This is a genomic window from Amycolatopsis panacis (genome assembly GCF_003600245.1).
GTDB lineage: Bacteria > Actinomycetota > Actinomycetes > Mycobacteriales > Pseudonocardiaceae > Amycolatopsis > Amycolatopsis sulphurea.
Genome location: NZ_QZFV01000004.1, coordinates 1 through 13,180 on the forward strand (window position 1 = coordinate 1; position 13,180 = coordinate 13,180).

13 protein-coding genes are annotated in these 13,180 nt (G+C 69.3%); 6 read left to right on the top strand and 7 right to left on the bottom strand.

What is annotated here, in order from left to right:
* Positions 1-86 precede the first annotated feature (86 nt).
* The 4 genes from D5S19_RS00195 (at position 87) to D5S19_RS00210 (ending at position 2,007) form a co-directional block, all read left to right on the top strand.
* Entirely contained in the window at positions 87-269 is a 183-nt protein-coding gene (locus D5S19_RS00195; protein WP_120021298.1) for a hypothetical protein, read from the top strand.
* Between the two features lie 254 nt (positions 270-523).
* Positions 524-811 (top strand): hypothetical protein, encoded by a 288-nt coding sequence (locus D5S19_RS00200; protein ID WP_120021299.1) that lies wholly within the window; start codon positions 524-526, stop codon positions 809-811.
* Positions 812-886: 75 nt separating this feature from the next.
* Positions 887-1,489: a hypothetical protein gene (locus D5S19_RS00205; RefSeq protein ID WP_120021300.1), complete on the top strand. Its 603-nt coding sequence runs from the start codon at positions 887-889 to the stop codon at positions 1,487-1,489.
* Positions 1,489-2,007 carry a hypothetical protein gene (locus tag D5S19_RS00210; RefSeq protein ID WP_120021301.1) on the top strand — a complete coding sequence of 173 codons (519 nt, stop codon included), beginning with the start codon at positions 1,489-1,491 and terminating at the stop codon, positions 2,005-2,007. The genes D5S19_RS00205 and D5S19_RS00210 overlap by 1 nt, the downstream gene beginning before the upstream one ends.
* A gap of 19 nt (positions 2,008-2,026) precedes the next feature.
* Here the strand turns inward: D5S19_RS00210 and D5S19_RS00215 are convergent, their stop codons facing one another.
* Both D5S19_RS00215 and D5S19_RS00220 read right to left on the bottom strand, forming a co-directional pair.
* The gene (locus D5S19_RS00215; protein WP_120021302.1) at positions 2,027-2,299 is read right to left on the bottom strand and encodes a hypothetical protein; all 273 of its coding nucleotides are present in this window, start codon (positions 2,297-2,299) and stop codon (positions 2,027-2,029) included.
* A 63-nt stretch (positions 2,300-2,362) separates the two neighbouring features.
* Positions 2,363-2,803 (bottom strand): PaaI family thioesterase, encoded by a 441-nt coding sequence (locus D5S19_RS00220; protein WP_120021303.1) that lies wholly within the window; start codon positions 2,801-2,803, stop codon positions 2,363-2,365.
* A 62-nt stretch (positions 2,804-2,865) separates the two neighbouring features.
* On the opposite strand from D5S19_RS00220, the gene polA reads away from it, so the two are divergent.
* A complete protein-coding gene (polA, locus tag D5S19_RS00225) occupies positions 2,866-5,601 on the top strand; it encodes a DNA polymerase I (RefSeq protein WP_199730230.1) in 2,736 nt (911 codons plus the stop codon).
* Between the two features lie 519 nt (positions 5,602-6,120).
* Here polA and D5S19_RS00230 read toward each other — a convergent pair.
* From D5S19_RS00230 to D5S19_RS00250, 5 genes are all read right to left on the bottom strand, one after another.
* The gene (locus D5S19_RS00230) at positions 6,121-6,693 is read right to left on the bottom strand and encodes a TetR/AcrR family transcriptional regulator (protein ID WP_120021305.1); all 573 of its coding nucleotides are present in this window, start codon (positions 6,691-6,693) and stop codon (positions 6,121-6,123) included.
* A complete protein-coding gene (locus D5S19_RS00235; RefSeq protein ID WP_120021310.1) occupies positions 6,690-8,585 on the bottom strand; it encodes a YhgE/Pip family protein in 1,896 nt (631 codons plus the stop codon). The genes D5S19_RS00230 and D5S19_RS00235 overlap by 4 nt, the downstream gene beginning before the upstream one ends.
* 26 nt (positions 8,586-8,611) lie before the next feature.
* The gene (locus tag D5S19_RS00240; protein ID WP_120021306.1) at positions 8,612-9,328 is read right to left on the bottom strand and encodes a P-loop NTPase family protein; all 717 of its coding nucleotides are present in this window, start codon (positions 9,326-9,328) and stop codon (positions 8,612-8,614) included.
* A gap of 112 nt (positions 9,329-9,440) precedes the next feature.
* Positions 9,441-10,337 (bottom strand): GNAT family N-acetyltransferase, encoded by an 897-nt coding sequence (locus D5S19_RS00245; protein ID WP_120021307.1) that lies wholly within the window; start codon positions 10,335-10,337, stop codon positions 9,441-9,443.
* An 18-nt stretch (positions 10,338-10,355) separates the two neighbouring features.
* Positions 10,356-11,207 (bottom strand): class I SAM-dependent methyltransferase, encoded by an 852-nt coding sequence (locus D5S19_RS00250; protein WP_120021308.1) that lies wholly within the window; start codon positions 11,205-11,207, stop codon positions 10,356-10,358.
* Between the two features lie 406 nt (positions 11,208-11,613).
* Here D5S19_RS00250 and rpsA point away from each other — a divergent pair, with 406 nt between their 5' ends.
* On the top strand, positions 11,614-13,107 hold the full coding sequence (rpsA, locus tag D5S19_RS00255) for a 30S ribosomal protein S1 (protein WP_120021309.1): 1,494 nt from the start codon (positions 11,614-11,616) through the stop codon (positions 13,105-13,107).
* The last annotated feature ends 73 nt before the right edge of the window (positions 13,108-13,180 follow it).

Genomic DNA, 13,180 nt, shown 5'->3' on the forward strand with positions numbered 1-13,180 from the left:
TTGTCAAGGCGGGAAAGCCGAAACATTGTTTATGACATATCAGGGGTGTGACTGTCCGGCTCATGACCCGGACAGACACACCCCTGATGTATTCCCCTGTCAAAGCCATCATCTACCTGCGGTTATCCGACCTGAAGCCGGACGACCTCGACGAGCCCGGCAACGGCAACACGTTCAGCAGCCGGGAGCAGAACCTTCGCGAGCTTGCGAAGCGGCTTGGCTGGACCGTGTACGAGGTCATCATCGAGAACGACGTCAACTCGGCGTAACGGCAAAGCCGCAATGCCTCGGCGTTCAAGCGCCGGCCGGAAACCAGGGTCACGCAGCTCCGCGCACTGCTGGAGGACATCCGGTGATGCGGCGCAGCGTGATCCGGAGACGTCTGATGATGTCTGGGAGGACTCAACCCAACTGCTGAAAGGGTGGTCGTCCGCGCCGCCCGGGATATGTTCCTGTAGCCTATGACGCTGACGTGGGGGAGACGGAGATGTCAGGTGGCGGTTATCGGGTAAATCTGGACCAGATGAGTTCGCTCATCACAACCCTGCAGCAGGCCAAGGAACGCATGTCCAATGCGAACAACGCGTTGAAGAACTCTTCGGCCACGGACATGGGCAGCCGCGATATCGACTCCGCCGGCGGCGAGTTTCAGGATCGGTGGGAGTACGGCATCGGCAAGATCGCCGAGTTCTCCGGCACCGTCGCCGACGGCCTGTCGAAAGCGAAGCAGGTTTACGGGCCGGTATGGGCGTCAAGTGGGTCGTCGAGCCCTACGCCGAGCGTGCAGAGGATTCCGCGAAGAATTTCATGAGCGACACGGTGAACGGACGGCCGGCCCAGTCTGCCGGGCAGATCTTCGACCGGGTTGCGTGGGGGCGGTGACCGGGTGACCCGCGAATTCACCTTCACCGTTCCGGACGGGTTTGTAGAACTGCCGGTCGAGGACATTGAGGTCGGGGGAGCCGAGAAGCACGAACTCGACGGCCGCGTGGCCAGCGCGTTCGGTCTGGCCGCTGATGATCCCAACGCCGCGATGCTCGCCAATACCTATGCTCTGTATGGCGAAACCATGGGCGCGCAGGGCATTGGCTACGCGGCCATCGCGATCTACCGTTCGCCGGACGTTCCCGATCGGCCGATCATGCCGGTCCTGGACAGCTCCTGCATTCCGTCGGAACACGACTCGGTCGATGTCGCCATCGAGGGCCTGCTCGACGTGCACGCCTCGGTCGAGGGTCGGACGGCACGTACGCTCAACCTTCCCGCGGGAAAGGCGGTTGTCACGATCCAGGAAGAGAAGACGATCCTTCGCAATGAAGAGGACAGCGTCGAGGTGCCGGTCTTGCAACGACAGGTGGCTGCGTGGATACCGGACCCCCGGGGCACCTCGGTCGCGATGGTCGCGGTGTGCTCGAACAATTGGCAAGATTGGGAGCACGTCGCAGTGCTGGCACTCGACATCTTCGACACCGTCTCCTGGGCGGGCTGATGGACCAACAGCTGATCGCGCGGACACAGCAGTACTTCGAAGCAGCCTGGCGCGAGCCGGTGCAGGTCACCGCGTTGGGCCGGGTCGCAGTCGGCACGCGGAGGGACCGGCGCGGCAAGCGCGAACGCAGCGCCGCACGCGAGAACGGTCCAAGCGGGTGCCTCGCGGAGATCGGGGGGATGTTCGTTGACGCGTTTTCCGCCATCACCTGGCCGTTCGTCGCAGTCTGGGGACTGTTCCGGCTCCTCAAACGAGATGGCCCGAAACGACATGCCGCGATCCCGAGCGGCCCTGCGACCGGCGAGGCGTACCGCGTCGCGGAAGCGCTGAAGCAGCATTCCGGCGAGATTGCCGTCGTCCGCGGCAAGACTCAGACTGCGATCGCCGAGCTGACCGGCCCCGGTACGCCGCCGACCGTCGTGTGGGCGGGCGGTAGCCCTCGCCGTCCGCAGTGGAGCCCCGCCCCGGCGAGCTTGTACTGGGAGGACGGTTCGATGCTGATGCTCCCGACCACCTGATCGCCGCCGTGGCCGAGCCCTAGCCGATCGATCCTGCCAGCGCGGACGCGCCGGCTCCCGCGAGAGCTTGCGACGGGACGTCGAAGCGGTGCTCGGCCACATGCGACGACGCGTCGACGGCTTTGACCTCGATCTCGCCGGATTCGGTGACCGGCCGGGACCGTGCGGTCTCGTCCAGGTATCCGTAGATCAGCGGGACCCATTCGGTTCCGCCGCCGGGCAGGACGATCCCGTAGTCGACGCGGCGATCGACCCGGAGGGCGAGAGGACGTCGATCGACGAGGCGGGCCACCAGTGCGGGTCTGGCTGCCGTAGCGGGTCGGGTGCCTTGGTTCGGCGCACGTCTGCTGCGTCGTCAGGCGCCCGGCGGCCGGTCCCGGACGACGCAGGTGAGCCGGGCGGTGCAGGTGCGGCGGCCCTCGTCATCGGTGAGCACGATCTCCGCGGTAATCGTGCCGCGCCCGACGTGCACCGGGGTGGCCACCCCGGTGACCGTGCCGGCGCGGACCGCGCGGTGGTGTGTGCAGGACAGTTCGAGGCCCATCGCGGCACGCCCGGGGCCGGCGTTGAGCGCGGCCAGTATCGAGCCGAGCGCCTCGGCCACGGTCGCGTTCGCCCCGCCGTGCAGCAGGCCGTAGGGCTGCAGATTGCCCTCGACCGGGATGGTGCCGACGACCCGCTCGGGGGAGGCTTCGGTGACTTCCAGCCCGATCCTGTCGTTCAGCTGCTGCCCGGCGGCCGCGGGATCGATGCCCGCGAACGTGCCCGGCGAGATTTCGGCGGCCTGTTCGGTCACTCCACGCTCCTCAACCTATGCGACCCGCAAGAGTGTCGGACCCCCACCCTAGACTCGCCCCCGTGAGCCCGAGCGAGAACCGAACCGTTGCCAACGCCACAGCCGCCACCACCGCCGAGCGGCCCCGGCTGCTGCTGATCGACGGCCATTCCATGGCCTACCGCGCGTTCTTCGCGCTGCCCGCGGAGAATTTCCGCACCAAGACCGGGCAGGTCACGAACGCGGTGTTCGGGTTCACCTCGATGCTGATCAACCTGCTGCGCGACGAGGCGCCGACGCACCTCGCGGTGGCCTTCGACCTGTCCCGCAAGACCTTCCGCTCGGCGGCCTTCGCCGGTTACAAGGCCAACCGCAGCGCCACGCCGGACGAGTTCCGCGGGCAGGTCGACCTGGTCCGGGAGGTGCTCGACGTCCTCGGCATCCCCTCGCTGACCAAGGAGAACTACGAGGCCGACGACATCATCGCCACGCTGACCACGCAGGCGGGCGCCGACTTCGACGTGCTGATCTGTACCGGCGACCGCGACGCGCTGCAGCTGGTCGGCGAGCGGGTCACCGTGCTCTACCCGAAGCGGGGCGTGTCCGATCTGGTCCGTTTCACCCCGGAGGCGGTCGAGGAGAAGTACGGCCTCACCCCGAGTCAGTACCCGGATTTCGCGGCGCTGCGCGGCGACCCCTCGGACAACCTGCCCGGCATCCCCGGCGTGGGGGAGAAGACCGCGACCAAGTGGATCCGCCAGTTCGGCACGCTGGCCGAGCTGATCGACCGGGTGGACGAGGTGAAGGGCAAGGTCGGCGAGGCGCTGCGGGCGAACCTGTCCTCGGTCTCGCTCAACCGCGAGCTGACCGAGCTGGTGCGGACCGTGCCGCTGGAGACCACGCCCGCCGAGCTGGAGCTGCGCCCGTGGGACCGCGAGGCGGTGCACCGGCTGTTCGACGAGCTGGAGTTCCGGGTGCTGCGCGAGCGGCTCTTCGACACGCTCAGCAGTGCCGAACCGGAGGCCGAGGAAGGTTTCGAGGTGTCCGGCTCGGCGCTCGCGCCCGGCGCGCTGGCCGAGTGGCTGGGCGCGCACGCCGGGGAGGGCGCACCGGTCGCGTTGTCGTTCCGTACCACCGGCACCTCGGTCCGGTCCGATCTGCGTGCGCTGGCCTTCGCCGCGGCGGACGGCGAGGGTGCCTATGTGGACGTCACCACGATGGACGAGGCGGACGACCGGGCGCTGGCGGCGTGGTTCGCGGACGGGAAGATCCGCAAGATCGGGCACGATCTGAAGGTGCCGCTGCACGCGGTGCGCGCCCGCGGCTGGGCGTTCGCCGGGCTGGCCATGGACACCGCGCTGGCCGCCTACCTCGCCCGGCCGGGCCAGCGCACGTTCGGGCTGGACGATCTGGCGCTGCGGTACCTGCACCGTGAGCTGCGCTCGGAATCCGACGAGGGCGACGGTCAGCTGTCGCTGCTCGACGGTGGTGCCGAGGAGGCGGAGCAGAAGGAGATCTCCGCCGAGCTGGTGCGCGCCCGCGCGGTGTTCGAGCTGAGCGGCGCGCTGGGCACCGAGCTGGAGGAGCTGGGCGGGGCGAAGCTGCTGGCCGAGCTGGAGCTGCCGCTGCTGGAGGTGATCACCGAGCTGGAGGCGGCGGGCATCGCGGTCGACGTCGACCAGCTGACCGAACTCGAGGCGCACTATCTCGGCCGGGTCACCCAGGCCGCGGATTCCGCCTACGAGGTGATCGGCAAGCAGATCAACCTCGGCTCCCCGAAGCAGCTGCAGGTGGTGCTGTTCGAGGAACTCGGCATGCCCAAGACCAAGCGCACCAAGACCGGCTACACCACCGACGCCGAGGCGCTGCAGGGCCTGTTCGAGAAGACCGAGCACCCGTTCCTGCAGTACCTGCTGGAACACCGCGACGCGACCAAGCTGCGCACCACCGTGGAGGGGCTGATCAAGTCGGTCGCCGACGACCGGCGCATCCACACCACGCTGCAGCAGACCATCGCGGCCACCGGCCGGCTGTCCTCGATCGAGCCCAACCTGCAGAACATCCCGGTGCGCACCGAGGAAGGCCGGCGCATCCGCGACGCGTTCGTGGTCGGCGCGGGCTGGACCGAGCTGATGACCGCGGATTACAGCCAGATCGAGATGCGCATCATGGCGCACCTGTCCCAGGACGAGGGGCTGATCGAGGCTTTCAACAGCGGCGAGGACCTGCATACGTTCGTGGCCTCGCGGGCGTTCTCGGTGCCGGCCGGGGAGATCACCGCCGAACAGCGCTACCGGGTCAAGGCGATGTCCTACGGCCTGGCCTACGGGCTGTCCGCGTACGGGCTCTCGCAGCAGCTGCGGATCTCCACCGAAGAGGCGAAGGAGCAGATGGAGGCGTACTTCGCCCGGTTCGGCGGGGTGCGCGACTATCTGCAGTCGGTGGTCGGCGAGGCCGCGAAACGGGGTTACACCGAGACGATCTTCGGCCGCCGCCGCTACCTGCCGGACCTCAATAGCGACAACCGGCAGCGCCGCGAAATGGCCGAGCGGATGGCTCTCAACGCCCCCATCCAGGGCAGCGCGGCCGACATCATCAAGGTGGCCATGCTCAACGTGCACCGCGCACTCGGCAAGGCGAAGCTGCGCAGCCGCGTCCTGCTCCAGGTGCACGACGAACTGGTACTGGAAGTGGCCGAAGGCGAACGCGCGGAGGTCGAGAACCTGGTCCGCGAGGGCATGGGCTCGGCCTACCATCTCGCCGTCCCCCTGGAGGTCTCGGTCGGCTACGGCCGCTCGTGGAACGAGGCCGCGCACTGACCTCTCGCGCGCACTGACTTCGCCGGTCGTGGCCCGGGGCGCGGGTCACGACCGGCTGAGTACGGCAGCGTGCGTGCCATGTCCGGCCAAGCCACCCCATGCCGGTTCCCGATGCACGCCTGTGAGCGGGCCTGTCGGGTCCACCGTCGGTCCGTGATCCGCCCGCTTCCGCCATCCGGACGCCTCGCCGTACTCCCCACGCCGCCGAACGGGTCCACCCAACGGCCCATGCGAGTCCTCTGTGGACACTCCAAACTCCGCTGTGCGAGCAGGAAACCGCGCAGCCGTGCGGTTTCCGCCCGGTACACCCCGCTCGGTCGGCGGTACCGGCGGCGCGTCGCGGGCACCTAGCGTGACATGCGCACATGCCCATCTATTTCGGAGGACTGAGACATGTTCGAGCGGCTCTTCAGGACCTTTCTGCGCCACGGGTGCTGTTCCGCGTGCACCGGCAAGGGCTGTGGCTGCTGCGCCAACTGCCACTGATCCGCCCACGGGGCTGCGCGAGGGGTGACCCGTTCACCCCTCGCCCAGTCCGCGCACCAGGACCATCACCGAGTCCAGCGCCTCGGCCCGGCTGCGCGCGGGCTGGAAGACCTGCCAGTCGAGCGCGACCACCAGCATGGTGCCGAACAGGCCCGCGGCCGCGGTCGGGATGCGCACCCCGGCGGGCAGCCTGCCCGCCGCGTCGAGCCGTTCCAGCTGGGTCTTCACGATCGCGATGATCTCCTCGCGCAGCAGGGAAAGCGTGTCGTGCCACCGGCCCGGCGCGCGCCACAGCTCGCTCACCACGATCTGGGAGAACCCCGGGTACTCGCCGATGAACTCCAGCGTGGCGTCCACCTGCGCCTCGATCACTTCCAGCGGGTCGGTGTCCGAGGCGACCGCGCGCAGCCGCCCGGCCAGCAGGTCGACGCCGAACCGGAGCAGGGCGTCGACCAGTCCGTCCTTCGACCCGAAGTTGTAGTACACGGTGCCCTTGGCCACGCCCGCTTCCGCCGCGATGTCGTCGACGGTCAGCCCCACCAGCCCCTTGCCGGCCGAAAGCCGCAGGGTCGCCTCGAACAGCTTCTGCTTCGTCGCCTCTCTCACAGGCTCAGCTCGGGCTTGAGCGCGGACACCGACCAGACCCGGCGCTTGCGCGCGGCGAGCGTGGACAGCAGGATCCCGCCGGCAAGGTAGGCCAGGAGCACCCCGACGTCCCCGAGGATCTGCATCGACGCGCCGGAGTAGAGCAGATGCCGGAACCCGTCGATCGCGTAGCCCATCGGCAGCACCACATGCAGCGGGTACAGCGCGTCCGGGATGGTCTGCCACGGGAACGTGCCGCCCGCGCTGACCAGTTGCAGCACCAGCAGCACCAGCCCGAGGAACTTGCCGACCGCGCCGAAGAACGCGTTCAGCGCGTGCACCACCGACGTGAACGTGAGCGACACCAGGAAAGCGAACCCGATCGCGCCGAGCGGATGCGCCACGTGAATCCCGACGAGCCAGGTCACCGCGGCGAACAACACCACCACCTGCGCCAGCCCGAGCACGGCCGAGGACAGCCAGCCACCGATCGCGACCCGCAGTGGGGACGCGCCCGCGGTGAGCGCCCGGGTGGACAGCGGCCGGATCAGCAGGAACAGCACGAAGGCGCCGATCCAGGTCGCCAGGGCGATGAAGAACGGAGCGAGCCCGGCCCCGTAGGTGCCTGCGGAAGCGACGCCGTTGGAGGTGACCGCGACGGGGTCGGCGATCGTGTTCGCGGTCGCTGTCCGGGTCGGGTCGTCCGGGTTCGGGATCTGCGAAAGCCCGGCCGACAGTCCGTCGCGCAGCTTCGCGGACCCGGCCGCGAGCTGGTCCGTGCCGGTCACCGCGGTCTTCTCGCCGTCGTCGAGCTTGGCCGCGCCGTCGCGCAGCTGGTTCGCGCCGTCGGACGCCTTCGCGATCCCGCTCGCCAGCTGCGGCGAGGCCGAGGCGAGCTGGTGCGCGCCGTCGGAGACCTGGCGTGCGCCGTCCGCGAGCTTCTGCACCTGACCGTTGGCCGACTGGATCTTCCCGTTCGCCTGATCGACGGGGGAGCGCAGCGCGTCCAGCCGCGCGAGGACGTCTTTGACCTGACCGTCGGACAGTCCGGCGTCGCGCAGCTGCGTGTTCAGCTGAGCCCGATATCCGTCGAGTCGGCTCTGCAGATCGGACGAGGCCGAGGCGGCCAGCGACGCGGCGTCGGCCACTTTCTGGTTGCCATCGGCCACTTGTCCTGCGCCGCTGGCGAGTTTCTGGGTCTGCGCGGGCAGATCCGCGGTACTCGACTTCAGCGTGCCCAGCCCGGTGGCCAGCGTGCCTGAGCCGGTCGCCAGCTGATGCGCCCCGTCGGCGAGCTGGTGCTGGCCGTTCTGCAGTCTGGTCGCGCCGTCGGCGAGTTGCTCGGCTCCGTCGCTCGCCTCGGAGATTTTGCCGTAGATGGTGGAGAATCCGACGAGGAACCGGTCCGCGGCCTCGCTGCCCACCTTCTTGGCGATGGTCTTGCGGACCTGATCGGCCACCTGCTTGGCGATCGTGCCGGACAGATAGTTGTTGGCGTCGTTGGTGGTGAGCGTGATGGTCGCCTGCTGCGGGGTGAAGTTCCCGGACGAGAGCAGCGCCGCGGAGAACCCGCTCGGAATGCCGATGGCGAACGAGTACTTGTCGTCGCGCACGCCGTCCCGAGCGTCCTTTTCGGACGTTTGATGCCATTGGAAGGTGCCGGACTGCAGCAGTTCGCCGGTCACCTCGTGGCCGATGTTGCGCTCCGCGCCGGAAGAATCCTTCGCCCCGGCGTCCTCGGTGAACACGGCCGCGGGCAGCTTGTCCAGGCGGCCGTAGGGATCGTAGTTGGCGTAGAGGTAGAACGACGCGTACAGCAGCGGTACCAGCACGAGCGCGGCCATCGCCAGTTTCGGCAACGTCCCGGTGGACAGCCGGCGCAGCTCGTTGCGCGCGATCCGGAACGCGTTCAGGCCACCGGCGCGCTTGTGGGGGGATGTCATGCCCGGTCTCCTTCGGCGGCAGCGGTTTCGGCGCCGGTCGCAGTGCTGATTTCCGTGCTGGCTTGAGCGCTGTCTTCGGGAGCGCCGTACCGCACCGGATCCGGCTGCTCGGCCGACCCGATCCGGGCCGGTGGCTGGGGGAGCGCCGAGAGCGGCGTGGTCGCAGTGAGCACGGCGACCGCGAAACCACGCGCCGCCTGCGTCCGGGCCACTTCGGTCCAGGTCGCGACGTCGCTGGTGTGCCGGTCGGGCGTGTCCAGGACCAGTATTCGCACCCCGGCCCGCTCGGCGGCCAGCTCCGTCAGCAGCCGGATCCGCAGCGCCGGCGCGAGGCTCTCGAACCGGGTCCCGGCGAACGGTGCCGCGTCGTGCGTGGCCAGCCAGGCAGCCACATCCGGCTTGCCCGCCGGCCGATGTGCCAACGCGAGTTCCTCGCCGACGACTACGCGCAGCGGCAGCGCCTCGTCGGGTTCGCTGACCCCGGGCGCGTCCACTACGGCCACCAGGCTTCGCAGCTCACCGGCGGGTTCGGCGGTCACCGTGCCGGTGGTCGGGCGCAGCCGCCCGGCGAGCGCAAGTCCCAGCGCGGTGACCCCGACGCCGGGTTCGCCGTGCACCACGGTGAGCCCGCCTTCCTCGACGATGACCGAGGTCGGCGGCAGCAACGGACCATGGGGTCCGTCAAGGGACACCCGGTCGGCGTGGACCCGCACGGTCGCACTCCTGTCTTTGAACTGACTGGTCAGTTCAAAACCTAGCCCGGTCTGTGCAGGCCGGGCAACCCGGGTGGTCACACGTCACACAAGCAGGTGATGCGAGGCTTGCTCAGCGCAGAGCGGAAGCCGGGTGCGCCTCCCACGACGTCCACAAGGGACGGTAGCCCTGCCGGTGCCAGAACACCGAGGAGAGCGGGTTGAGCGGGTTGTAGTAGAGGTAGGTGCCCGCCGTTCCGCGGCCGTTCAGTTCGCGATGCGCTCGGGCCATCAGGGCTCGCCCGATCCCGCGGCTGCGGTGACCGGTCGCGGTGATGACGTTGTTCACGTACCCCCAGCGGCCCGTCGGCAGCAACTCCGCGGCTGCGTTCCCCGGCTCGGATTCGACCCAGGCGCACTGGGCGAGGCCTACCGCCTCACCGTGCTCCTCGGCGAGCCAGGTGGCCGGTTCGCCGAGGGCATGCCGCAAGGCCGGGCGGAGCAGCTCCGCGGTCTGTGCGCGGCGGCGGTGCGCGACCAGGCCGGTGTAGTCGAAGGTCGCCGTGCACAGTGCCAGGACGGCGTCCAGGTCCTCCGGTCCCGCGCTGCGGATGGCCGGGACATCCGGCTCGGGGGCCGGTGGCTCCTGCCCGGTGCGCACGGCCAGCGCGGACATCGGGACCATGCCGTGGTCGAGGAAGGCCCGGATCGCCTCCGCGTCGCGGCTCGGCCAATTGACCACGCAGGCCGAGTCCGGCTCGGCCTGCTCATTGTCCATTCGCGACCGCAGGGCGCCGAGTAGCGCGTCGAACCCGGCGGTGCCGGAGATTCCGGGATCGGGGAACAGCTGCCACACCTGCTCGGCCGACCACAGCAGCGCGACGTCCGCCGGGCCGTGCCGATACCGTTGCAGCACACCGGAAACACGCTCGCCGTTCGCGGTCACGGCCGTGATCCGCTCGCCGCCGGCTTCGGACGGGGGTGGCGGCAGGAGCGGGTCCAGGGCGGTGAAGCGCTCGGTGGTGCTCACCTGGCGCAGCGTAATAGTTCAGGTGCGGCGAGTGCGAAAGATCGCTGTGCCGGGGAAGAGCCGGCCGCGCAGCGGGCTCCACTGGCCCCACGTACGGGTGTGCCCGTCCGGCCACTCCGGTTCCAGCAGATCCTCCAGCGCGAAGCCGGTCGCAGCGAGCACGCGTACGTAATCGCCGACCGTACGGTGGTATTCGACGTACGTGGCGACACCGTTTTCGTCGACCTCCGCGTACGGCGTGCGGTCGAAGTACGGCTGGGTCACGGTCAGTCCCTGCGGCCCCGGGTCGTCCGGGAAGATCCAGCGCATCGGGTGAGTCACCGAGAACACCCACGGCGCGTCCTGGCGCAGCAGGCGGTGCACCTCCGTGAACACGGTCTCCAGCGAAGGCACGAAGGGCAGCGCGCCGAACGCGGAGCACGCGACATCGAAGCTGCCGTCCGCGAACGGCAGCCGCTCGGCGTTGGCCTGTACGAGGGGGACTGCCACGCCGGTGCGCTCGTTGCCCGCGCGGGCGTGGCGCAGCATCCCGCCGGACAGGTCGGTGGCCACCGCGTACGCGCCTTCGGACGCGAGCCATCGCGAGCACGCGGCCTGTCCGCAACCCACTTCGAGGACGCGACGCCCGCGTACGTCCCCGAGCAGCCGGGCGTCTTCCTCCCGGACGCCCTCGGGGCACCAGACGAAGTCGGCGTCACCGAGAAAGCCGCCATGCGTGGCGTTGTAGTCGTCGGCGTCCGCGTCCCACCAAGCGAGGTTCGCCGCTTCGGCTTCCGCGCCGCCGACTTCGCGGTGTGCCACGCCGGTGGTGCCGAGCCGGTGCTCGGCGCTCTCCGTCGGGTCCGCGGGCGGTGCGGCGGGCTCGGGCATGACAGGCTCCTCATCGGGGGTGGCGGCGGGTTGGTCATCCGGGGTGCCGGTGGGCCGGTCCGGCCCGGGAATCGGCTGTACAGAGCCACTTTCCCGGACTCGCGGCGGGTGAGGGGGACGGGCCGCCCACGGTAGCGGGGGCCGTTGCCGACCCTGATTGTGTCCGATACCGGGGCCCGCGTACGATACGTGTCAGCGCAGTGGGTCAGCGCTGCCCGGGGCTCTACCAGCCGGGGCCGCGCACCGTCAGCGGGTCATGCCGCGGTCGTTCACTGGTGGAACGTTTGCTCGCCGGACGTTTGAGCAGGGCCGTCGCATGCCTCGTCATCGGGGTTCCGCCGTGCTTCGCCATCCTGGTAGCCGACCGACCACCTACGATACCCATCCCACCGGAGCAACCCGCCTAATGACCACCGACACCGCCACCGCCCCGACCGCACCCAGCGCGCCCCAGCAGGTCGCCATCAACGACATCGGGTCGGAGGAAGACTTCCTCGCGGCGATCGACAAGACGATCAAGTACTTCAACGATGGCGACATCGTCGAGGGCACCATCGTCAAGGTCGACCGCGACGAGGTCCTGCTCGACATCGGGTACAAGACCGAGGGCGTCATCCCCTCGCGTGAGCTGTCCATCAAGCACGATGTCGACCCGGCCGAGGTTGTCACCGTCGGCGATGAGGTCGAAGCCCTTGTCCTCCAGAAGGAGGACAAGGAAGGCCGTCTGATCCTGTCCAAGAAGCGCGCGCAGTACGAGCGCGCCTGGGGCACGATCGAGGAGCTCAAGGAGAAGGACGAGCCCGTCAAGGGCACCGTCATCGAGGTCGTCAAGGGCGGCCTCATCCTGGACATCGGCCTGCGCGGCTTCCTGCCCGCGTCGTTGGTCGAGATGCGCCGCGTGCGCGACCTGCAGCCCTACGTCGGCCGCGAGCTCGAGGCGAAGATCATCGAGCTGGACAAGAACCGCAACAACGTGGTCCTGTCTCGCCGGGCCTACCTGGAGCAGACCCAGTCCGAGGTGCGCAGCGAGTTCCTCAACGCGCTCGCCAAGGGCCAGGTCCGCAAGGGCGTCGTGTCCTCCATCGTCAACTTCGGTGCCTTCGTGGATCTGGGTGGCGTCGACGGCCTGGTGCACGTGTCCGAGCTGTCCTGGAAGCACATCGACCACCCGTCCGAGGTCGTCGAGGTCGGCCAGGAGGTCACCGTCGAGGTGCTGGACGTGGACATGGACCGCGAGCGCGTTTCCCTGTCACTGAAGGCGACCCAGGAAGACCCGTGGCGCCAGTTCGCCCGCACCCACGCGATCGGCCAGATCGTGCCGGGCAAGGTCACCAAGCTCGTCCCGTTCGGTGCGTTCGTGCGCGTCGAGGAGGGCATCGAGGGCCTGGTGCACATCTCCGAGCTGGCCGAGCGCCACGTGGAGATCCCGGAGCAGGTCGTGCAGGTCAACGGCGACGTCATGGTCAAGGTCATCGACATCGACCTGGAGCGCCGTCGTATCTCGCTGTCGCTGAAGCAGGCGAACGAGGGTGTCACGCCGGACACCGAGTTCGACCCGACCCAGTACGGGATGGCCGCCGAGTACGACAACGAGGGGAACTACATCTACCCCGAGGGCTTCGACCCGGACACCCAGGAGTGGCAGGAAGGCTTCGACAAGCAGCGCGAGGAGTGGGAGCGCCAGTACGCCGAGGCGCACACCCGCTACGAGGCGCACATGGCCCAGGTCAAGAAGGCCGCCGCTGCCGACGCCGAGGCCGCTGCCGACGCTGCCACCGGCATCGAGGGCGGGGACCAGAGCTACACCTCCTCCGCCCCCGCCGAGGCGAAGAGCGGCGGCACGCTCGCCAGCGACGAGCAGCTCGCCGCCCTGCGCGAGAAGCTCTCGGGCGGCGCGTGAGCCCGTTCGGCGCCAGCTGATCCACCCCCGGCGACGACGCCGGCGCGCACCTCGTCGTACCCACGGAAAGCCC

What these genes read in the sequence shown, in the direction of transcription:
- D5S19_RS00195 (WP_120021298.1), top strand. Translation starts at nt 87, where the DNA reads ATGTATTCCCCTGTCAAAGCCATCATCTACCTGCGGTTATCCGACCTG.
- D5S19_RS00200 (WP_120021299.1), top strand. Translation starts at nt 524, where the DNA reads ATGAGTTCGCTCATCACAACCCTGCAGCAGGCCAAGGAACGCATGTCC.
- D5S19_RS00210 (WP_120021301.1), top strand. Translation starts at nt 1,489, where the DNA reads ATGGACCAACAGCTGATCGCGCGGACACAGCAGTACTTCGAAGCAGCC.
- D5S19_RS00250 (WP_120021308.1), bottom strand. Translation starts at nt 11,207, where the DNA reads ATGCCCGAGCCCGCCGCACCGCCCGCGGACCCGACGGAGAGCGCCGAG.
- rpsA (WP_120021309.1), top strand. Translation starts at nt 11,614, where the DNA reads ATGACCACCGACACCGCCACCGCCCCGACCGCACCCAGCGCGCCCCAG.